Source organism: Dyella sp. BiH032, from assembly GCF_031954525.1.
Taxonomy (GTDB): Bacteria; Pseudomonadota; Gammaproteobacteria; order Xanthomonadales; family Rhodanobacteraceae; genus Dyella_D.
The window spans coordinates 1,036,876-1,057,991 of the sequence record NZ_CP134867.1 but is presented as its reverse complement, the minus strand read 5'-3'; the positions used below and the strand labels follow the sequence as shown (position 1 = coordinate 1,057,991).

Annotated in this window: 17 protein-coding genes; 3 read left to right on the top strand and 14 right to left on the bottom strand. The window is 67.7% G+C overall.

Annotated features, from left to right (window positions below; all coding sequences use genetic code 11):
* Positions 1 to 6 precede the first annotated feature (6 nt).
* From RKE25_RS04655 to RKE25_RS04645, 3 genes are all read left to right on the top strand, one after another.
* Entirely contained in the window at positions 7 to 693 is a 687-nt protein-coding gene (locus RKE25_RS04655) for a fumarylacetoacetate hydrolase family protein (RefSeq protein WP_311841096.1), read from the top strand.
* 108 nt (positions 694 to 801) lie between these two features.
* Positions 802 to 1,209, top strand: coding sequence for a large-conductance mechanosensitive channel protein MscL (mscL, locus tag RKE25_RS04650; protein ID WP_311841095.1), 408 nt, complete (start codon positions 802 to 804; stop codon positions 1,207 to 1,209).
* 229 nt (positions 1,210 to 1,438) lie between these two features.
* The gene (locus RKE25_RS04645; protein WP_311841094.1) at positions 1,439 to 2,881 is read left to right on the top strand and encodes a M20/M25/M40 family metallo-hydrolase; all 1,443 of its coding nucleotides are present in this window, start codon (positions 1,439 to 1,441) and stop codon (positions 2,879 to 2,881) included.
* Between the two features lie 517 nt (positions 2,882 to 3,398).
* Here RKE25_RS04645 and RKE25_RS04640 read toward each other — a convergent pair.
* The 14 genes from RKE25_RS04640 to RKE25_RS04575 all read right to left on the bottom strand — a co-directional run bounded on the left by RKE25_RS04640 (position 3,399) and on the right by RKE25_RS04575 (position 21,030).
* On the bottom strand, positions 3,399 to 6,503 hold the full coding sequence (locus tag RKE25_RS04640) for an efflux RND transporter permease subunit (protein WP_311841093.1): 3,105 nt from the start codon (positions 6,501 to 6,503) through the stop codon (positions 3,399 to 3,401).
* On the bottom strand, positions 6,500 to 7,633 hold the full coding sequence (locus tag RKE25_RS04635) for an efflux RND transporter periplasmic adaptor subunit (RefSeq protein ID WP_311841092.1): 1,134 nt from the start codon (positions 7,631 to 7,633) through the stop codon (positions 6,500 to 6,502). Before RKE25_RS04635 ends, RKE25_RS04640 begins: the two co-directional genes overlap by 4 nt.
* Positions 7,634 to 7,836: 203 nt before the next feature.
* Positions 7,837 to 8,301 (bottom strand): MarR family winged helix-turn-helix transcriptional regulator, encoded by a 465-nt coding sequence (locus RKE25_RS04630; protein WP_311841091.1) that lies wholly within the window; start codon positions 8,299 to 8,301, stop codon positions 7,837 to 7,839.
* A 279-nt stretch (positions 8,302 to 8,580) separates the two neighbouring features.
* Positions 8,581 to 10,269 (bottom strand): BatD family protein, encoded by a 1,689-nt coding sequence (locus tag RKE25_RS04625; protein ID WP_311841090.1) that lies wholly within the window; start codon positions 10,267 to 10,269, stop codon positions 8,581 to 8,583.
* A complete protein-coding gene (locus tag RKE25_RS04620; protein ID WP_311841089.1) occupies positions 10,269 to 12,170 on the bottom strand; it encodes a VWA domain-containing protein in 1,902 nt (633 codons plus the stop codon). Before RKE25_RS04620 ends, RKE25_RS04625 begins: the two co-directional genes overlap by 1 nt.
* A complete protein-coding gene (locus RKE25_RS04615) occupies positions 12,167 to 13,150 on the bottom strand; it encodes a VWA domain-containing protein (protein WP_311841088.1) in 984 nt (327 codons plus the stop codon). The genes RKE25_RS04620 and RKE25_RS04615 overlap by 4 nt, the downstream gene beginning before the upstream one ends.
* Positions 13,143 to 13,658 (bottom strand): DUF4381 domain-containing protein, encoded by a 516-nt coding sequence (locus tag RKE25_RS04610; RefSeq protein WP_311841087.1) that lies wholly within the window; start codon positions 13,656 to 13,658, stop codon positions 13,143 to 13,145. The genes RKE25_RS04615 and RKE25_RS04610 overlap by 8 nt, the downstream gene beginning before the upstream one ends.
* Positions 13,655 to 14,590: a DUF58 domain-containing protein gene (locus RKE25_RS04605; RefSeq protein WP_311841086.1), complete on the bottom strand. Its 936-nt coding sequence runs from the start codon at positions 14,588 to 14,590 to the stop codon at positions 13,655 to 13,657. The genes RKE25_RS04610 and RKE25_RS04605 overlap by 4 nt, the downstream gene beginning before the upstream one ends.
* On the bottom strand, positions 14,587 to 15,582 hold the full coding sequence (locus tag RKE25_RS04600) for a MoxR family ATPase (RefSeq protein WP_311841085.1): 996 nt from the start codon (positions 15,580 to 15,582) through the stop codon (positions 14,587 to 14,589). Before RKE25_RS04600 ends, RKE25_RS04605 begins: the two co-directional genes overlap by 4 nt.
* 181 nt (positions 15,583 to 15,763) lie before the next feature.
* Complete coding sequence (locus tag RKE25_RS04595) at positions 15,764 to 17,959, bottom strand: type IV pilus secretin PilQ (RefSeq protein WP_311841084.1); 2,196 nt, start codon at positions 17,957 to 17,959, stop codon at positions 15,764 to 15,766.
* 56 nt (positions 17,960 to 18,015) lie between these two features.
* The gene (locus RKE25_RS04590; protein ID WP_311841083.1) at positions 18,016 to 18,546 is read right to left on the bottom strand and encodes a pilus assembly protein PilP; all 531 of its coding nucleotides are present in this window, start codon (positions 18,544 to 18,546) and stop codon (positions 18,016 to 18,018) included.
* Complete coding sequence (pilO, locus tag RKE25_RS04585; RefSeq protein WP_311841082.1) at positions 18,543 to 19,196, bottom strand: type 4a pilus biogenesis protein PilO; 654 nt, start codon at positions 19,194 to 19,196, stop codon at positions 18,543 to 18,545. Before pilO ends, RKE25_RS04590 begins: the two co-directional genes overlap by 4 nt.
* Positions 19,193 to 19,972 (bottom strand): PilN domain-containing protein, encoded by a 780-nt coding sequence (locus RKE25_RS04580; RefSeq protein WP_311841081.1) that lies wholly within the window; start codon positions 19,970 to 19,972, stop codon positions 19,193 to 19,195. Before RKE25_RS04580 ends, pilO begins: the two co-directional genes overlap by 4 nt.
* Positions 19,972 to 21,030 (bottom strand): pilus assembly protein PilM, encoded by a 1,059-nt coding sequence (locus tag RKE25_RS04575; RefSeq protein ID WP_311841080.1) that lies wholly within the window; start codon positions 21,028 to 21,030, stop codon positions 19,972 to 19,974. The genes RKE25_RS04580 and RKE25_RS04575 overlap by 1 nt, the downstream gene beginning before the upstream one ends.
* Between the last annotated feature and the right edge of the window lie 86 nt (positions 21,031 to 21,116).

Genomic DNA, 21,116 nt, shown 5'->3' with positions numbered 1-21,116 from the left:
TCCCGGATGTCCTACGTCATCCCCGCCCCCGCCCAGCCCAGCCTGCCGATCCAGGGCAGCGATCAGCGCTTTCCTGTCCGCCGCATCTTCTGCATCGGCCGCAACTACGCCGAGCACGCCCGCGAGATGGGTGCCACCGTGGAGAAAGACGCCCCCCTCTTCTTCTGCAAGCCGGCCGATGCCATCGTCACCGACGGCGCCGACCTGCCCTACCCGCAGGCCACCGCGGACCTGCACCACGAAGTGGAAATGGTCGTCGCGCTCGGCGCCGGCGGCCGCGATGTGGCCGCCGATCGCGCCGCCGCGCTGGTGTGGGGCTACGGCGTCGGCCTGGACCTGACCCGGCGCGACCTGCAGGCAGTGGCCAAGGCCAAGAGCCACCCCTGGGACGTGGCCAAGGCCTTCGACCATTCCGCGCCGGTCTCCGCTCTCCGCGCGGCCGCCGAGGTCCGTCCCTCGCCCGCGACGCGGCTCAGCCTCGCCGTGAACGGCAGTGTGCGCCAGCAGGCCACGCTTGCCGACATGATCCATGACGTGCCGGGAATCATCGCCATGCTTTCCACGCTGTTCGAATTGAAAGCTGGCGATCTGATCTTCACCGGCACGCCGGCCGGCGTCGCGGCGCTGCAGCGGGGCGACCGCTTCCATGCGGAACTGGAAGGCATCGCCACGCTGGACGGCCGGGTCGCGTAAACGGCATGACCACGCCGGCTGCGGCAAGCTGCCGGCGCGCTCGGGGCGGCTTTGGATAGAGTCGCCGCCCAAGGGGGCGACACCATACCTGGAGAGAGGGAGAGCAGCATGGGCATGATGAAAGAGTTCAAAGAGTTCGCCATGCGCGGCAACGTCATCGACCTGGCGGTAGGCGTCGTGATCGGCGGCGCGTTCGGCAAGATCGTCACTTCGCTGGTCGACCAGATCATCATGCCGCCGATCGGCATGCTGACCGGCGGCGTCGATTTCTCGGCGCTCAAGTGGGTGCTGAAGCCGGGCGACGACAGCGATCCGAAACACAAGATCCCCGAAGTCGCCATCCAGTACGGCGCCTTCATCAATACGGTGATCCAGTTCGTGATCATCGCGGTGGCGATCTTCCTCGTGGTCAAGGCGATCAACCGCCTCACGCGCTACGAGAAGCCGGCCGCGGCGCCGACACCGACCGAAACCCTGCTGACCGAGATCCGCGACCTGCTGAAGAAGCAGCCGTAACCGGCGGCGCAACGCGGTCAAAGCCACGGGGAGCCGGCAATGCCGCTCCCCGTTTTTCATGGGCGTTACTCCTTCCCAGGCGCTTCAATCAGGACGTATGCGGACATCGTTGCGCAGGGCCGCACGCCATGCGCAGCTTTCGCACAAAGGGGCGCCCGACTCGTGACTTCTGGCCTAAGCGGCCGCCCCATGCGGCGCCATAATCGGGGTTTCGTCCGAGGAGTCCCCGATGCGCCGCCTGCCCCTCACCCTGCTCGCCGCCAGCCTCGCCCTGGCGACCGGCCTGGCCACCGCCGCCGACAAGGCCACCACCATTCCGCAGTCCGCCGTGAAGACGGCCGAGCAGCTGCGCGACAAGGCCATGGGCGACGATACCGGCTACAAGATCGTCGAATCGCTCACTACCGAAGTCGGCCCCCGCATCGCCGGCGGCCCGAACGACAAGCGCGGCGTCGACTGGGCCGTGGCCAAGTTCAAGGAACTGGGCTACGACAAGGTCTACACCGAAACCGTCACCTACCCGCTGTGGGAACGCCGCAGCGAACACGCCGCAATCGTCGGGCCGTTCCCGCAGCCGCTGGCCGTGATCGCGCTGGGTTATTCCGCGGGCACGCCGAAGGGCGGCCTCACCGCCGAGGTCGTGAAGTTCGACAGCCTCGACGCGCTGAAGAAAGCCGACCCGGCCAGCGTCAAGGGCAAGATCGTCTACGTCGACGCCAAGATGCAGCGCCACAAGGACGGCCATGACTACGGCATCGGCTCGGCCGTGCGCGTGGGCGGCCCGGTGCTGGCCGCCAAGATGGGCGCCGCCGCCTTCCTGCTGCGCTCGGCGGGCACCGACGAGCACAGCCGCACGCCGCACACCGGCGTTACCGGCTTCCGCGACCCGAAGGACGCCATCCCGGCGGCCGCGCTGTCGCTGCCCGATGCCGACCAGCTCGACCGCGTGCTCGGCTACGGCAAGCCGGTCAGCATCAAGCTCGACCTCGATTGCGGCTTCAACGGCAGCTATACGGGCGCCAACGTGATCGGCGAGATCACTGGCAAGAAGTATCCCGACCAGATCGTCCCGATCGGTGGCCACCTGGATTCCTGGGATCCGGGCACCGGCGCGATCGACGATGGCGCAGGCGTGGCGATCGCCATGGCTGCGGGCAAGATGATCCTGAGCCTGCCGCAACGCCCCGACCGCACCATCCGCGTGATCGCCTTCGCCAACGAGGAAATGGGCCTGTGGGGCGGCCGTGCCTACGCCGACAAGCATGCGGCGGAAGTGGCCAAGCACCAGCTCGGCACCGAGTCCGACTTCGGCGCGCGCAAGATCTGGCGCATGACCGCCAGCGTGAAGCCGGAGGCACGCGGCGCCATCGAACAGATCGCCAAGGTGATCGAGCCGGTCGGCGTGGCCTACGACCCGCAGAAGCCGGGCGGCGGCGGCTCCGACCTCTCGCAGATGCACGCCAAGGGCATGGCCGCCCTCAGCCTGACCCAGGACGGCACCGACTACTTCGACTACCACCACACCGCCAACGACACGCTCGACAAAATCGACCCGCGCGAACTGGCGCAGAACGTGGCGGTGTATGCGGCGTTCTCGTACATGGCGGCACAGGCGGACGGCAATTTCGGCTCGGCGCCGGATGCGTTCAAGAATGACGGGGCGCGGGACTGAGCGGCGCTTCGATCATGTTTGCATGCGAAAAAGGGCGGCCATGGGCCGCCCTTTTTTATGTCGGTGAAGTTCGATTCGCGAGACGTTGCCTCAAGCCCCCGCCCCTCATCCCGCCTTCTCCCCGGAGGGGAGAAGGAGAAGTGACGTACTGAGGCGAGAAGCCAAGACGTAACGAGAGCGAGGCGAAGCCGATGCTCCGTGTGGCTCTTGATCTTCCGGGTTCCCTTCGCGGCGGTGAGGGCTGGACGATCAGGCCGCCGAAGGCGGGCGGGGACAGGACGTCCCCGCCTTTTCGATCAGGGCAAGGATGCCCTGTCGAAAAGCCCGGCCAGCCCTCAACGCACCCGCAGCAGCGTAGGCTGCGGAGGGCGCCGCGCAGGGGGCCCTTCTTCTTGGTTACTTCTTCTTGGGCAAGCAAGAAGAAGTAACTCGCTCTCCGGCAGGAGAGCGAAACCCTCGCCCCCGCGAGGGGCGAGACAAGGCTGGCCACAAGGCGACAACCGAGCGATATCGCCACTTAACGCGCGCCACCCGCCAACTCACCCCTTCCACCCTTACGAGAAAACCGCTGCTGCAAGCGATCAAGATACAAATAAATCACCGGCGTCAAATACAACGTCAACACCTGCGACACCGCCAAACCACCCACCACCGCCAACCCCAGCGGCCGCCGCGTCTCCGCCCCCGCACCGATCCCCAACGCAATCGGCAACGTACCGGCGAACGCCGCCATCGTCGTCATCATGATCGGACGGAAGCGCACCTTGCAGGCTTCGTAGATCGCCACCGCCGGCGCCATCCCCTCCTCGCGCTGACGCTCCAGCGCGAAGTCGATCATCATGATCGCGTTCTTCTTCACGATGCCGATCAGCATCACGATACCCACGAACGCGAACAGATCGAGCGAAGCGTTGAAGATGACCAGCGTGAGCAGCGCACCCACCGCCGCGGCGGGCAAGCCGGAAAGAATGGTCAGCGGGTGGATGAAGCTCTCGTACAGAATGCCCAGCACGAGATAGATCACGAATACCGCCAGCAACAGCAGCAGGCCCATGCCCTGCATGGAGTCCTGGAACGCCTGCGCAGTGCCTTGCACGCTGCCGCTGATCGTGGCCGGCAGGCCAATGCGGTCCATCGCAGCATCGATGCGCTGGACCGCCTGGCTCAAGCTGACGCCGGGCGCGAGGTTGAACGACACCGTCACGGCCGGCAGCTGGCCCTGGTGGTTCACCGTCAGCACCTGCGGCTTGCGCTTGAAGGTCGCCACGGTGTTGAGGGGGATCAGCGTGCCGCTGGAGGAAGTCACGTAGAGCTGCGACAGCACGTTGGGATCGTTCTGCAGTGAGCGTGCGACCTGCAGGATCACCCAGTACTGCGTCGCCGCGCCGTAGATGGTCGAGATCTGGTTCTGCCCGAACGCCGCGCCTAGCGCGGACTGCACCTGCGCCATGCTCAGCCCCAGCGTCGCCAGCTTGTCGCGGTTGACTTCCACCATGATCGACGGACTGTTGAGATCCAGGTCATTGGTGACGTCCTGGAACCCGGGCAACTGCTGGAACGCCTGGGTGACGCGCGCGCTCCAGTCGTACAGCAGCGGCAGATCGATCGATTGCAGCGTGTACTGGTACTGCGCCTTCGATTGGCGGCCGCCAATCTGGATCGATGGCGGATTCTGGAGGTAGGTGCGGATGCCCGGCACGTCCGCGAATTTCTTGCGCAGCTCCTGGATGATGCCGTCCGGCCCGAGCTCACGGTCGCCCGCCGGCTTGAGCAGGAGCAGCAGCGAGCCATTGTTGACCGTGCTGCGCGGACCGCCCGCGCCTACGCTGGACATGTAGCCGGCGATGTTCGGGTCGGCGGCGACGATCTCGGCGAGCTTCTGCTGCCTGGCCACCATGCTGTCGAATGAGACGTCCTGCGGACCTTCGGTGGTGACGCGTAGCTGCCCCGTATCGCCGGCCGGAATGAAATCCTTGGGCGTCACGTAGAACAACAGCGCCGTCGCCGCCAGGCTCAGCGCAAAGCCGGCCAGCACCAGCAGCGGCCGGTCCATGCACCAGCGCAGGCTGGAGGCGTAACCGTTCTGTACTGCGCCGAAGGCGCGGTCGAAGCCTGCGATCAACCAGTTCTTGTGCTCATGGTCGTGCGCGCGGATGAAACGGCTGCACAGCATCGGTGTCAGCGTGATCGCCACGATGCCCGAGATCAGGATCGACACGCTGATGGTGACGGCGAACTCGTGGAACAGGCGTCCCACGATGCCGCCCATGAACATGACCGGGATGAATACCGCGATCAGTGACAGGGTCATCGAGAAGATGGTGAAGCCGATTTCGCTGGCGCCCTTGAGCGAGGCCTCGTATGGCGGCAACCCGGCCTCCATGTGGCGCACGATGTTCTCCAGCATCACGATGGCGTCGTCCACCACGAAGCCGACCGCGAGCGTGAGCGCCAGCAGCGAGAGGTTGTCCAGGCTGTAGCCCAGGCCGTACATCACACCGAACGTACCGATGACCGAGATCGGCAGCGCGACGGCCGGAATCACCGTGGCCGAGAGATTGCCGAGGAACAGGTAGATCACCAGCACCACCAGCACGCCCGCCAGCACCAGGGTGAACTGCACATCTTCGACCGAGGCGCGGATCGAGATGGAGCGGTCATACAGTGTGTTGAGCTTCACCGAAGGCGGCAGGCCGGCGGTGAAGCCCGGCAGCAGCGCCTTGATGCGGTCCACCGTCTCGACGGTGTTGGCGCCGGGCTGGCGCTGGATGGCGAGCACGATGGCGCGCTCGCCGTTGTACCAGCTGGCGGCCAGATCGTTCTGCACGCTGTCGAAGGCGCGGCCGAGATCGCGGATGCGCACCGGCGCACCGTTGCGGTACGCCACCACGACGTCGTTATAGGCCTCCGCGCGCATGAGCTGGCCATCGCTGCGGATCGGCAGCTGCTGGCGCGAGCCGTACAGCGAGCCGGTGGCCTGATTGACGTTGGCGGCGGCGATGGCGCTCTGCACCTGGTCGATGCCGACGCCGGTGCCGACCAGCCGCGCCGGGTCCACGCTCACGCGCACGGCGTACTTCTGCGAGCCGTAGACGTTCACCTGCGCCACGCCGTCGACCATCGACAAGCGCTGCGCCAGTTCCGTTTCGGCGTATTCGTCCACCTGCGACATCGGCAGCGTCGACGAAGTCATGGTGAGGAACAGGATCGGCGCGTCGGCGGGGTTCACCTTGCGGAAGGTGGGTGGCGTGGTCATTTCCTTCGGCAACTGGCGCTGCGCGGCGGAGATGGCCGACTGCACGTCCTGCGCGGCGCCGTCGATGTTGCGGTCCAGCTCGAAGGTGATGGTGATGTTGGTCGAACCCAGCGCGCTGGTCGAACTCATCGAGCTGATGCCGGCGATGGTCGAAAGCTGCGATTCCAGCGGCGTGGCCACCGCCGAGGCCATGGTTTCAGGCGAGGCGCCCGGCAGGCTCGCGCTGATATTGATGGTGGGGAAGTCGACGTTCGGCAGTTCGTTCACCGGCAGCCGCGGATACGCCGCGATGCCGAACACCAGCAGCGCCGCCATCAGCAGCGTGGTCATCACCGGACGGCGGATGCACAGCTCGGGCAGGTTCATGGCGTCGGCGCTTTCACGCGGGCACGGGCGCCGTCGACCAGCAGCATCTGGCCCTCGGTCACCACCTGCTCCCCCGGTTCCACGCCCTTGTCGATGACCAGCCGCGGGCCGGCGGCCGGGCCCGGCGTGACGTAGCGCTGCTGCACCTTGCCGTCATGGCCCAGCACGAACACGAAACTGCCCTTGGCCGAACTCTGCAGCGCTTCCACCGGCACCGTCACCGCATTGGCGATGCGCGTGGTCGGCAAAGTCACCTGCACGAACTGGCCGGACGTGAGGCGATGGTCCGCATTGGCGAAGCGGCCCTTCACCACGATGGTGCCGGTGGTGGCGTCGACGGCGTTGTCGATGAACTCCAGCACGCCGCCCAGCGGCTGCCCCTTGTCGCCCGGGATCGCGGCCTGCACCGGCACGTCGCCGCGCGCTTGCGCGGCGCGCACCGAGGCGAGGCTTTCCTCGGGAATGCTGAAAGCGATGCGCATGGGCTCGATCTGGTTGAGCACTACCAGGTCGGTGCTGTCGGCGGTGACCTGCGCGCCTGGCCAGACCAGCGGCGAACCGATCACGCCGTCGAACGGCGCGACGATGCGCGCGTAATCGAGCTGCGTCTGCGCGGTTTCCTGCGCGGCGAGGTCGCTCTGCAGGGTGGCCCGGGCGATGGCCAGGTTGGCCTGGTAGGTGTCGTAGTCGGCTTTCGACACGAAGCCCTTGGCGAGTATTTCGCTGTAGCGCTTCTGGTCGGCCTCGGCCTTCTGCAGCTGAGCCTGGTCGCGCGCGACCGCGCCGCGCGCCTGATCGAGCTGAGCCTTGAGCAGACTGGGATCGATCTGGATCAGCAGGTCGCCCTTCTTCACCTGGGCGCCGGGCTTGAACGCAAGCGTCTGCAGCTGGCCCGAAACGCGCGAGCGCAAGGTCACCGTGGAAAAGGCTTCGGCGCGTCCCACCAGCTTCAGGCTGAGGTCGACGTCGCCGCGCGTGGCCGCAGCCACCTGAACGGGAACTTCGCCGTTCTGCGCGCCCGACGGATTGCCCAGCGAAGGCGTGGCGTCATGACGGCCACGGAACACGATCATCGCTACACCCAGCAGCGCCAGCGCGAGCACGATCAGGAGCAGTTTCTTCCAGGGCATGGGACTCGCTATCCGCTAGTTCGGCCGGCACGCATTCCTTCCGGGAACCGCTGCGCTACCGGCCAGCGATCCTTCGCCGGGTTTGGGGACGGCGGCGGCGTGCGCGCCAAAAAGACCCCTACTATGCCGGGAGAATTCCCTGTCACGACAAGGACCAATGGCACTGGTCAGTCGCCGGCCGCCATGGCGGCCGTTGCGGACGTCTAGACTGCCGCAGGATGTTCCGCGTCGCTGGGCTGGTCCAGCGCCTGCAGGTTGTCCTTGATGCGATTGAGCACATCCATCGCCTGCTGCATTTCGTGCAATTCGATGCCCTTGGTCGCGTCCTTGCGCAGGCCGCGGCCGATCAGCTCCATGTCGGCAATCACGCCTCTGGCCTGCTCGGTCACGTACAGGCGCCAGGCGCGGCGGTCCCGCGGATCGGGCCGCCGCTCGACGAAACCGGCGGCCTGCAGGCGGTCGATGACGCGCCCCACGGCGATCGGCTCCATCTCGAGGAACTCCGCCAGTTCGGTCTGCCGCAGGCCTTCGCGGTGATACAGCATCTTGGTCGCGCGCCACTGCGCGCGCGTCAGCCCGAACTTCACCGCGCGGCGGTCGAAATGCTTGCGGAACAGCAAGGTGACGTCATTGAGCAGATAGCCGAACGAGATGTCTTCGGTCTTCATGTCTTCCTAGAACCTCCGCCCGCCCGGGGCGCCCCGGCGGCAAGCATACGGCGCAATATTTTGCGAAACCACGGCAGTACGCCGAGCGGGCAGCCCATGCGTCCGGGCCGAACCCCATCGCCGGCCATCATCGCCGATATCGGCCACGGGCATGCAGCCAGGACCGTGAACGAGGCGACCGCCCATGTCGGGACGCCTCGAGGGGACATGGAGACTGCCGGAACGCATGGCCGGGAGCGGCCGGTACCGATTCATTGTGAATCAGCTCCCGCAGGAGGGTCATTCCAGCTTGAACGGGTAAAGAGGCGGCAGGCCCGAGGCATCCGCTTCCGGCTCGCCGGTCGCGCGCCAGCGGAAGCCGTCGCGGAAGGCGGCGGCCAGGCGGTCGCCAGGCTCGGCGCCGCCCGCGGGCGCGAAGAGCCGGCGCTGCAATGCGTCGATCGCCTCGCGCTGCGGCGCCGCGTCCAGCGCAGCCGACAGCGCACTCAGATTCGCCAGTCCCGGGCGTTCGATCCTCGCCCAGGCCAGCAGCGCCTGTGCCTGTGCGGACGGGTCGCCGCCACGCGCCGCGGCGAGGAAGGCGGCGCGTGCCTGCTTGCCGCTCGCCGGTGCCGCCCTGGGCGCGGCGGGAGGAATTGGCCGACCAGCTCGGCGCCACCACCACCATCCCGCCAGAGTGACCAGCCACAACCCCAGGCTGCCCAGCGCGATCCAGCGCCAGAGCAGACCTCGCTCCGGCCCAGGCAAAGCGGCCGAAGTGGGTTGGTCGCTGGGCGCCGACGCGGTCGCGGGCTGTACGGTAGCCGCGGCTGCGCCGGCGGCGGGCAGCACGGTGTAGCGATGCTCGGGAATGCGTGCGACCTCGGCCTTGTCGGTGCGCACGTTCCACCAGGTGAGCGTGGTTTCGGGAATCACCAGCTCGCCCGCCCGGTTGGGCACCACAGCGAAGGATTGCTGCCGGCGTCCGACGAGCCATGAGCCGTCCAGGCGCGTGCCATTGACCGGCTTGTCCGGGTAGACCGTCGCCCCCTCCAGGTGGGGCAGGCTCAGCGCGGGCAGGGTTTCGTAAGGCAGGCCGGTCGCCTGCACCGTCATGGTCAGGTTCAACGCCTGGCCCACCCGCAGCTGGCCCTGCTCGGGCCGCCCTTCCAGCGACAGCGAGAGATCGCGCGCCGGGAGCCACGCGGTTTTCCCGATGCCGGCGGGCACGGGCCGCACTTCGACCGTCACCGCGGGCGAGGCCGCCGACACCGGGCGCGTACTCCCGAAGAAACTGTTGGGATCGGCCATGTCGATCAGTTCGCCCTGGAACGCCACCGGGCCGACCTCAAGGCGGCCCGCGCGTTGCGGGATCAGGGCGTAGCGTCGCTCGATCACGTTGTAGCGGCGCCCGCCGCGCTCGGCCTGGTAGTTGGCGTCATCACCCAGCTTGCTCAGCTCCGCGCCGCTGGCCTGCGGTTCGTCCATGGCGCCGTTGCTGAGGCTCGCGGCGAAGTACAGGCGCACCACGTAGGTCATCTGCTGGCCGACGTAGGCAGTGCCGGGCTCCGCCGCCGCCTCCACGAAGAGATCCTTCCCGGTGGTCGCCGCGGCCTGGTTGTCGGAAGCCGACACGTCGAGCTGCAGCGGGGCCGTGTTGCCCCCGGCGAACGCCAGGGCGGGGATCTGCAGGCGACCGATGCGCTTGGGCCGCAGGGCGATGCCATAGGTGAATTCGGCGGTGCGGCGGCCGTTGACGATGCTCACGCTGGTGTTGCTCGACGTGCCCAGCACGTCGAAGTCGGCGGCCAGGCCCGAAAGATCGGGCGTGCCCACGCTGCCGCCTTCGACCTGCAGATTGAGCGTCACGGTCTCGCCGAGCTGCACCTTGTCGCGGTCCAGCACGGCACGCACCTCGGCCGCCATGGCGACCCAAGGCAGGCACCAGAGCAGCAGGCACAGGCACCAGCGGAGACGGAACGGAACCATCAATCACCCTCCCCGGCATCGCCATGGCGCTGCCGGTATTCGAGTTCGAACTTGCGCCGCAACAGCGCACCGGGATCGTCGGGCACGCGTTGCAGTGCCCGGCGTACGTCGGCGGGCAACTTGGCCTGCGGATCGTCCGCAGCCACGGCACCGAGTTCGTGCGAGGACTCGCCGGCGCCCCCCTTGCCTTCGCGCAGCGCCTGGTCCATCTGTTTTTGCAGCGCCTGGCGCGCCTGCTCGGCCTGCGCCTTCTGCTCGGCCTGTTCCTGCGCCGATGGCGGCTTGGCTTCGCCCTGCCCTTTCTTTTCGGGACCCTGGCCGTTCTGCTCGCCCTTGCTGCCGGCATCGGGCCGGGCGTCGGCGCGGTCGCCCTGGTCGCCGTTCTTCGCGTCTTCGCCGGGCTTGTCCTTGTCGTCCTTCTTGTCGCCTTGCTGTTCGTCGCCCTTGCCGGGCTGACCCTTGGCGCCGCCGTCACCTTTGCCGGAGCCGTGCTTGTCCTGTTTGTCGTCCTGCTTCTTGTCCTGCGACGGCGGTTGCTGGCGAAGCCAGTCTTCCACCGCCTGCCGGTTGGCCTTGGCGTCGGCGAGTGCGGGGTTTTCCTTCAGCGCGCGATCGTAGGCGGCGATAGCTTCCTTGTACTGCCCCTGCTTCGCCAGCGCGTTGCCGAGGTTGTAGGCCGCATCGGCTCCCGGTACGCCCTGCCAGGCTTCGGCGGCGGCGGCGTAATCGGCGGCGCGGTAGGCAGCCGCGCCGCGCAAGGCCGGGTCGCGCGCGAGCGCCTGCGCCTGCTTCGCATCGCCCTGGCGCAGGGCGGCCGCGGCCTGCTGGTCGGGGCGACGCCACAGGTCGCTCCAGGTGCCGGCCTGCGCCGTCGAAGGCAGGCATGGCAGCAGCGCCAGCGGAAGCACCAGCAGCCAACCGCGACGGAACGCGAGCGCAGCGATGGCAAGCAGCGGCAACAGCAGCCAGGGGCCGCGATCCTGCCACTCGTCGGCATGCTGCCCGTCTGCCTGCACGAGCGACTGCCCCGGACTATCGCCAGGCTTGAGCGCGGCAATGTCGCGGTCGTCGTCCGCGATCGGCACATAGCGGCCACCGCCGGCGTCGGCCAGGGCCCGCAGTGCGTCGTCATCGCGGCGCGCGACCACCACGTCGCCGCGGTTGTCGCGCAACAGTCCGCCTTCGCCGTCCGGCACCGGGCTGCCCTGGGGCGTACCGATACCGAGCACCGACACGCGCACGCCCTCGCGGCGCGCCTGGCGCGCCGCGGCCTGGGCCGCCGCATCGGCGCCGTCGGTCAACACGATGAGGTCACCGCCGCCGGCCTTGGCGTCATGGATCAGGGCCGCGCCGCGCTCGATCGCCTGCGCGGCGTCGTTGCCGTCAGTGGGCATCGTGTCGGGCGACAGCGCATCGAGCAGATCATTGAGGCTGCCGGCGTCCGTCGTGAGCGGCGCCACGGCGAAGGCCTCGCCGGCGTAGGCCACGAGCCCGTTGAGACCGGTACGGTTGGCGGCGAGCAGGTCACGCGCCTTGTAGCGCGCGCGGTCGATGCGGCTCGGCGCCACGTCCCGGGCAAGCATGTGGCGAGACAGCGATACGGCGACCACTTGCGCCGCTCGGCTGGCATACAGCGGCGAAGCCACGCGATCCCAGGCCGGCCCGGCAAACGCCAGCGCACACAGCGCCGTGCCGGCCGCGAGCAAGATGGGAGGCCACGCACGACCGCGCGCGCTCGCGCCTTGCAGCACATAGGGCATCAATTCGGCATCGATCAGCCGAGCCAGTTCGCGACGCTCGCGCCCGCCTCGCGCGGCCAGCGCATAGACGAGCGGTACGAGCAGCAGGCCAAGCAACCACCACGGCCGGAGAAAGTGGAAGTCATGCCACCACGCCATCATGCGATCGCTCCCGCTCGATGGCGCCGCAGCGGCGCGATGGCCACGAGGAAACTCAGCACGCCGGCCAGGAGCGGCCACCGGAAGAGTTCGTGCCGGGGTCTCAACTCGGGGCCATGCTGCGGCATCGGCTCGAGCGCATCGATGGCGTGATAGGCGGCCGCCAGCTCGCTGGTGTCGGTCGCGCGGAAATAGCGGCCACCGGTCTGCGCGGCCATCGTGCGCAGCATGCCTTCATCGAGATCGGCCGAAGGATTCACCACCCGCGTGCCGAAGAAGTCGGGCACGCGCAGCTCCGTGGCGCCGATACCGATGGTGTAGACGCGCACACCCGCGGCCTTGGCCGCGCGCGCCGCATCGAGTGGCGCGATGCTGCCCGCGTTGTTGACGCCGTCCGTCAGCAACACCAGAACGCGCGCCTGTTCCGGCATGGCGGAAAGGCGCTTGACCGCCACCGCTACGGCATCGCCGATGGCCGTTTCGGTGCCGGCGAGACCCACGGTGGAACTCTTCAGCTGCGCGCTGACGGCACCGAGGTCGTAGGTGAGCGGCGTGACGAGGAAGGCACGGCTGCCGAACAGGATCAACCCCAGCTCGTCGCCGCCACGGCGCGCGATGAAGTCGCTTGCGATGGCTTCCACCGCGCCGAAGCGACTCACCGGCTGGCCGGCCACTTTCATGTCTTCCAGCCGCATGCTGCCGGAGAGATCCACCGCCAGCATCATGGCCCGCCCGCTGCGCTGCTGCGCCTGCGGCGGACCCACCCATTGCGGCCGCGCCGCAGCAGCGACCAGGCAAAGCCAGGCGAGCGCGAGCCACCATGCGCGCGCACCGGGCCGAACGCTTTCCACGACGGCGGCCAGTCGCAGCTGGGGGTGCGGCAGATGCAGCGCCTGCCCCGGCGCCGCCGGGCGCATCCAGCGTCGCACCAACCAGGGAAGCGGCAGCAGTATGGCGATCCACGGCCAGGCGAACTCAGGCATGACGCCCTCCACCTTGCCGGGATACACGTGGAGGCCTGCTCCGGCGCAACGCCACGGCGAGCCAGCACCTGACGGCTTCGGGCGCCTCGGCCATGCTGGCGCCGGGCCGGTACATCGCGTCCTCCAGCGCCATCAGACGATCGAGTGTCGCCACATCCACCGGCACCTGTGCCAGGCATTGGCGCCACGCGTCTCCGCGATGGTGCGTCGCCTGCGGATCGTAGCGGCGTGCCGCACGTCGCAGCAGCTCGTGCAAGGCTGCTGCCAGCCGCTCCGGAGCATCCGCGTGCGCCCGTTCGAGCGCGTCGATGTCCGCCAGCGCGGCATGCAGCCGGTGCTGGTGCAGCCGACGCCGGCGCAACCACCAGGCCATCGCCAGGAGAGCGACCAACAACAGCGCGCCGAGCGCCCACCATCCCGGCGCCGGTGGCCACCAGGAAGGATCGGGCGGGAGATGAATGTCACGCAGGCTGGGGCCGGCCTGCTCTGGTGCACCCGCGGGGTTCATGAGGCGGGCCTCCGGCCGCCGAGCAGGCCCGCGATGGCGTCCAGCGGATCGCTGGCGGTGTCGATGGTCTGGTGAGGCAGGCCGAGTGCGCGCGCCAATGCTGCGAGGCGCGCCTGTCCGGCGCCCAGCGCCTGCTGGAAATCCCGCCGCTGACGATCGCCCGTAAGCAGTACCTCGCGACGCACGCCGGCGTGCTCCAAGGGATAGCGCCCGGGCGGTGCGGCCGCGAGTTCGAGCGCATCGCCCACGATGAGGACGGAGACATCGGCGTGACGGGTCAGGTCGATGAGGCGGCCCTTCGATGCATCGTCGACGCTGAGCCCATCACTGATCAGCAGCACCCGGCTGGCGCCGTGCATCAGTCGTCCGGCGCGCATCAGCGCCTGCGACAGGGGTTCCGCCCCACCCTGGCCTTGCCGAGCGTCCCATCCTGCCAGCGCGCCGCAGAAGGCGAGCGCACCTCGCGTGCCGCCCTGGGGCCGCAGCAGATGCCTGCTCTCGCCGAACGCGAGCGCGCCGACGCGTTCGCCCGCGCGAACGGCGAGCCATGCCGCCATGGCGGCCGCTCGGGTCGCCTGCACGGATTTGAAGCGCACACGGGTACCGAAGCGCATGCTGGCATGCGTATCGAGCAACACCAGCAACCGCCCCTCGCGTTCCTCCTGGAACAACTTGGTGTGCAGCCTGCCGCTGCGTGCGGTAAGGCGCCAATCGAGACGGCGCACGTCGTCGCCGGGTTGATAGGCGCGCGATTCCGCGTAATCCATGCCGCGGCCATGCAGGCGGCTGGCTTGCGGGCCGGCCGGCGCCGCGCGGCTTTCGCGCAACGGAAGAGCCTTGCGCGCCACACGCGCGCGCAGCTCGAGCAGTTCGGCCAGGGAGACGCTGACGCGTCCGTCGCCATCCGCAGCGGTGGGCAGCACGGCGCTCACGGCAGCGGCACGAGCTCCAGCAGGCGCGTCACGACCTGGTCGCTGCGAATACCTTCGGCTTCCGCTTCGTAGCTGAGCAGGATGCGATGGCGCAGCACGTCGTGGGCCAGCGCATGTACATCCTCTGGCAGTACGTAGTCGCGGCCGGAGAGCCACGCCTGTGCGCGCGCGCAACGGTCCAGCGCGATGGTGGCGCGCGGACTGGCGCCCCAGGCGATCCAGCGCTTGAGCTGGGGGCCGTAGGCACCGGCATCGCGGCTGGCAAGCACCAGCTGGGCGAGGTACGACTCCAGCGCCGGCGCCATGTGGACCGCCAGCACGGCATCGCGCGCGGCGAATACGTCAGCCTGGCTGAGCGTGGGCGGCGGTGCGGGCTGCGGATGCAGGCTGCGCCGCGCCTGTTCCCGCGCAAGGCGAAGAATGGCCAGCTCGGAGGCTGCATCGGGGTAGCCGATGGTCACGTGCATGACGAAGCGATCCAGCTGCGCCTCGGGCAACGCGAAGGTCCCCTCCTGTTCGATTGGGTTCTGCGTCGCCATCACCATGAACAGTTCCGGCAGGCGCCAGGTGCTGCGGCCGACGGTGATCTGCCGCTCGGCCATCGCCTCCAGCAGTGCGGACTGCACCTTGGCCGGTGCACGATTGATCTCGTCTGCCAGCACGATGTTGTGGAACAGGGGCCCGCGTTCGAACTCGAAGCTGCCGGATTGCGGACGGAAGATGTCGGTTCCGGTCAGATCCGCCGGCAGCAGGTCCGGCGTGAACTGCACGCGGTGGAAATCCGCCTCGATGCGCGCGGCCAGCGCCTTCACCGCGGTCGTTTTGGCCAGGCCCGGCGCGCCCTCCACGAGCAGGTGGCCATCGGCCAGCAGGGCGACCAGCAGGCAGTCGATCAGGTGCGGCTGACCGACGATGCTTTGCTGCAGCTCTTCTCGCAGGCGCGAGAACGCCTGCTGCAGCCGCGACGAGGGGTGGCTCTCTGGCATGTCCATCGGGTTTCCATCCGGCTTCACGCGCTTACAGACAGCAGCGCACGCCGGAAGTTTACCGGGCCGGCGCAGGAGCGGGTCCGCGACTGATGGCACAGCCGTTGTGCGCTGGCGACTCCGGCGGGCCCGGAAAAGAAAAGGGCGGCTCATGGCCGCCCTTTCCTTCGTATCGCGAGTGCGTCGCTCAGCGCAGGCTTTCGCTGAGGATGCGCGGGGTGACGAAGATCAACAGTTCCGCCTTGTCGTTCTGGCGCGAGGTCCTGCGGAACAGCACGCCGAGGCCAGGAATGTCGCCGAGGCCCGGCACCTTGGTGATGGTGTTCTGCTTGGTGATCTCGTAGATGCCACCCAGCACCACCGTCTGACCGTTGTCGACCAGGACCGAGGTATTGATCTCGCGGGTGTCGATCTGCGGCACCTTGCCGTTCGGCGTATCGACGAACTGCGCCAGCGCGTCCTTCTTCACGTTGATCGCGAGATAGACGCGGTTGTCGGCGGTGATGGTCGGAGTGACCTTCAGTTCCAGCACGGCGTCCTTGAACTGCACAGACGCCGTGGGCGCCGCACCGCCGGTGCTGCCGCTGTTCTGATAGGTGACGTAGCCGATTTCCTGGCCCTGACGGATCACGGCTTCCTGCTGGTTCGCCGTGATCACGCGCGGGCTGGAGATCACTTCGCCACGGCCTTCGGTCTGGGCTGCGGAGAGTTCCAGGTCGACGAGGTAGTTCTTGCCCAGAATCGCTAGGCCGATCTGGCCAGCCGGATTGCTCACCGGCAGGTTGACGTTATAGCCACCCTCGCCGGTCTGGTAGGTGATGCTGTTCGCCGTACCGCCATTGAAGTTGCCACGGTTGATCGCCAGCGCACCCGAGTTCGTCCCGGTCGGGCTGGTGGAGATCACGTTGCCACTATCGGTGGTGTGGGTCGCCTGCACGCCCCACTTCACGCCGAGCTCGCGGGTGAAGGTATCCGTGGCGACCACGATGCGCGACTCGATCAGCACCTGCTGCACGGGGCGGTCAAGCACCGCGATCAGATCGCGCAGCTCGCGGATCTTCTGCGGGTTGTCGTTGATCAGCAGCGTATTGGTGCGCTCGTCGAAGGAGACGCTGCCGCGCGCGGAGAGGAACCCACGCGTGCCGCCGGCACCGCCGCCGCCAGCGCCGCCACCGCCGCCCATGCTTCCCTGGGTCAGCAGCTTGGCGATGTCCTGGGCCTTGCCGTAGCTGATCGGCACGTAGTCGGTCACCAGTTCAGCGGTGTCCTCGGCCTTCAGGCGCGCTTCGGCGACGCTCTGCTCGTACTTGGCCAGCTCGTCCTGCGGCGCGATCCAAATGACGTTGCCGTTGCGGCGCTTGTCCAGGCCCTTGGCGCGCAGCACGACGTCGAGCGCCTGATCCCACGGCACATTGACGAGGCGCAGGGTGATGGCGCCGCCGACCGTGTCGGAAGCCACCAGGTTCTGGCCGGACATGTCGGCGATCAGCTGCAGTACCGAGCGGACGGGGATGTCCTGGAAGTTGAAGGTGACGCGGTTGCCGTTGTAGGTCGGCTCCTGCCCACGCAGCGGCTTGCCGTCCGGCCCGGTGCCCGGGGCGACCTTCTTCGGAGCGACTTCGACCACGTACTGGTCGCCGGTCTGGTAAGCGGAAGTCTCGACGTTGCCCTTGACGGCAATTTCCATGCGGGCACCGCCGCGCGGGCCGGCCTTGGTCGTGACGGACTGCACCGGCGTGGCGAAGTCCAGCACGTCCAGGCGCTGGGCCAGGTTCGCCGGCAGGTTCACATGGTCGAGATTGACCACCACCTTGTCGCCTTCGCGCTTCATGTCGGCATTGGCGCCGGCGCCGCTGAAATTGACCAGCACGCGGCCTTCGCCGTTCGGGCCACGCCGGAAGTCGATGTTCGACACGGCAGGACCGGCCGCCGAGGATGGCAGCGCCTTGGAAGGATCGATGATGGATGCCGTGGTGGTCGTCTGCGCGTCGCTGCCGTTGTTGACGGTGAAGACCAGGCTGTTGCCTTCGACGCGCGAGCGATACGAGGACTCGCGTACCAGCTCCACCACGACGCGGGTGCGACCGCCGGCGGAGATCGCCGAGACGCCCATCGTCGAACCCTTGTTGACGTCCAGGTGGCGCGCGGCCGAATTGTCGGTATCCGGGAAGTCGATGGCGATGCGCGGCGGATTGCCGGTGGTGAAGATCTTCGGCTCGGGCACCGGACCCTGGGCGAAGTTCAGATGCAGCTCGACCCGGCCGCCCGGCAGGGTGTCGTAGCTGATCTCGCGCAGGGTGCTGGTGGCCGCGGCCGCGAGGCCCGACCACGCGGCACCGGCGATCAACAGTGCGGTGAACAGGCGACGGCTCGCATGGCGCATGACACGGCCCTGGACTGGTTGATTGAGGTTCGTCATTGCATCAGCCCCTGTGATTCTTATTTCTCGCCAAGCGCGATGCTGGCCGAGCGTTCCATCCAGCCGCCGTTACCGTTGGAAACCAGCTCGACCAGCTCGATGTGGTCTTCGGCGATGGCGGTGACGTGTCCGTAGTTCTGCCCCATGTACTCGCCGCGGTGGACGCGATGGATCACGCCGCCCGGGTCTTTGATCAGCACTTCCATGCCATTGCCCGTGCCGACGGTGCCGACCATCTTCAGGCTGTCCAGCGCAAAGGCTTCCAGCGGCTCCTTGGCGCGGTCCTGGTCGGGCCGCGGACCGTTGGCTGCGCTGTTGTCCAGTTCGGCCGTGCTCGGGCTGAACGGATCACGGCGATCCTGGTCGTTGTAGAGGAAGGTCTCGAAGGTCTTGATGACGGGCAGCGGCGGGATGGGCGCGCCTTTCTTCTGCTTCTCCTGCGCGACCCAGTCGCGCAGGTCCGACATGCCGCGCGTGCAGCCGGCGAGCACCAGGATGGCGCCGATGGCCAGCGCGACGCGAGCGGCGCGGAGGGCTTTGGTCCTGCTCATTTCTGCCCCCCCGTCTTGGCACCGGCCGGCTTGGCGTTGGCCGCCTTGGCTTCGGCGCTTTCGTCGTCTTCCAGATAGCGATAGGTCTTGACCGTGCCCTGCAGCACCAGCATGCCGTTCTTGTCCTTGGGCGTCAGCGAGACGTCGTGCAGGGTCAGAATCACCACGCGCGGCAGCGAGGCTACGCCGCTGATGAAGGTGCCGAACTGGTGATAGTTGCCCACCATGCGCAGCTGGATCGGCTTCTCGGCGTAGAAATCCTTCGGAACTTCGGCGCCCGGCTGGAACAGCTCCGTCTCCAGGCCCGCCGACAGCGCGGTCTGCGAGATGTCCACCAGCAGCTCGGGCATTTCGGTTCGGCTGGGCAGCTGGCGCAGCAGCTGGCGCAGCATGTCCTGCATCTCGTCGAGCTGCTGTTGCAGCGCCTCGAGATTCACGGCCTTGGCCTGCTTCTGCGAGAACTCCTGCTTGAGCTGCTCTTCTTTGTTGGCGAGGCCGTCGAGCGTGTCCTGCTGGTCGCGGATGATGAGGTACCACCCGCCCAGCGCGACCAGACCGAACAGCAGCACGGTGAAGAAGATCTTGGCGGATTTCGGCCAACCGCCGACGTTGTTGCGGTCGAGGTTCCGCAGGTCATTGAAGAATTTCATGGCTTGGCTCCCCCATTGGCGGCCGGGGCTGCCGGTTTGGGCGCCTGGGAAGAGGAAGGCCGGGTCGCCGGCTGGGCAGCAGGCTTCGCCGCCGGAGAGGTCAGCGCCTGGGCCGCCGCGCCGAGGGTCTGGCGTGCGGTCGTTCCAGCCACCGCAGGATTCGCCGGGGCCGGGGCACTCGCGCCGCCGGCCGGCAGGACGGGGGTGTGTTCGCTATCGGCGCCCTCTTCGGGCTTGGGCTTGCTCAGCGCGACATCAAGACCGAACGTGTAGGGCATGCGCGAATCGCCATGCGTGTTTTCCGTCTTGCGCAGATCCGCATGCCCCATCCACGGAGAAGCCTCGAGATTGCGCATGTACTCGGCGACGCTGGCATTGGACTGGGCCACGCCGTCGAGCGACATCGATTCGCCGCTCTGCTTGAGGCCACTGAGGCGAGCGCTGGCGGGGATGGTCTTCACCAGTTCGTCGAACAGATGGACCATCTGCGAACGGTTGGCCTGCAGCTGCTCGATGATCTGCTTGCGCGCCAGCAGGCGCTCACGGACCTTCTCGAGGTCCTTGATCTTGGCGATGCGCTCGTCGAGCTGCTTGATCTCGCCCTGCAAGTAGTCGTTGCGCTCGTTCTGGTTGCTGATGCGCTGGTCCATCCAGGTCATCCACAGAACCACGAACAGAATCGCCGCGCCGACCGCGACGCCGAGCTGCACATAGAACTCGCGCTCGCGTTGCTTGCGGCGTTCGGCGCGCCACGGAAGTAGGTTGATGCGTGCCATCAGTCGAAGCTCCTCATGGCGAGGCCGACCGCGATCATCAGCGCAGGCGCGTCCTGGGCCAGCTGCTGCGCCTGCACGCGCGGCGACAGCGACATGCGCGCCAACGGATTGGCGACCACGCAGGACACGCCGAGCTGTTCCTCGAGCATCGGGCACAGGCCCTCGATCGACGCGCAGCCGCCGGCGAGCACCACCTGGTCGACCTTGCTGTACTCGCTGCCCGCGAAGAAGAACTGCAGCAGGCGGCTGATCTGCTGGATCAGCGATTCCTTGAAGGGCTCCAGCGCCTCGGTCTCGTAGGACTCCGGCAAGCCGCCCTTGCGCTTCGCGCGCCCGGCTTCCTCGTAGGAAAGGCCATAGCGGCGCATGATCTCGTCGGTGAGCTGCTTGCCGCCGAAGACCTGCTCGCGCGAATAGATGGTGCGCTGGTTGCGCAGCACCGAGAGCGTGGTCATGGTGGCGCCGATGTCGACCACGGCGACGAGCGCGTCGCGGCCGACGTTGAGCTGGTCGGCGACCATCGAGAACGCGTTCTCCATCGCGAACGCCTCGACGTCGACCACCTTCGCGGCGAGTCCGCCGAGGTCGAGCGCGGCGACGCGCATGTCGACGTTCTCGGTGCGGGACGCAGCAAGCAACACATTGTTCATTTCAGGGTTGTCGCGCACCGGCCCCAGCACTTCGAAGTCGAGGCTTACTTCCTCGATCGGATACGGGATGTACTGGTTCGCCTCGACCTGTATCTGTCCTTCGAGATCTTCTTCGGACAGATCGGACGACATTGGAATGATGCGCGTGATCACCGCCGAACCGGCGACGGCTGCGGCGGCGTGCTTGAGCTTCGTGCCCGATCGCGCGACGGCGCGCCGAATCGCTTCGCCCACCGCCTCGACTTCGACGATGTTCTTTTCGACCACGGCGTTTGGGGGCAGCGGCTCGACCGCGTAATGCTCAACGCGGTAGCGGCCACCGGCCTGACTGAGCTGCAGCAGCTTGACGGCGGTCGAACTGATGTCGACGCCAATCAGCGGCGGCTTCTTGGGTGTAAAGAGCCCCACGATTTTCCCCCTTGCCCCTGGACGCCTGCACCGTATTAGAAGTGGCGAGTGCGCGACGGCATTAAATCCAAAAATTAACGTATTGG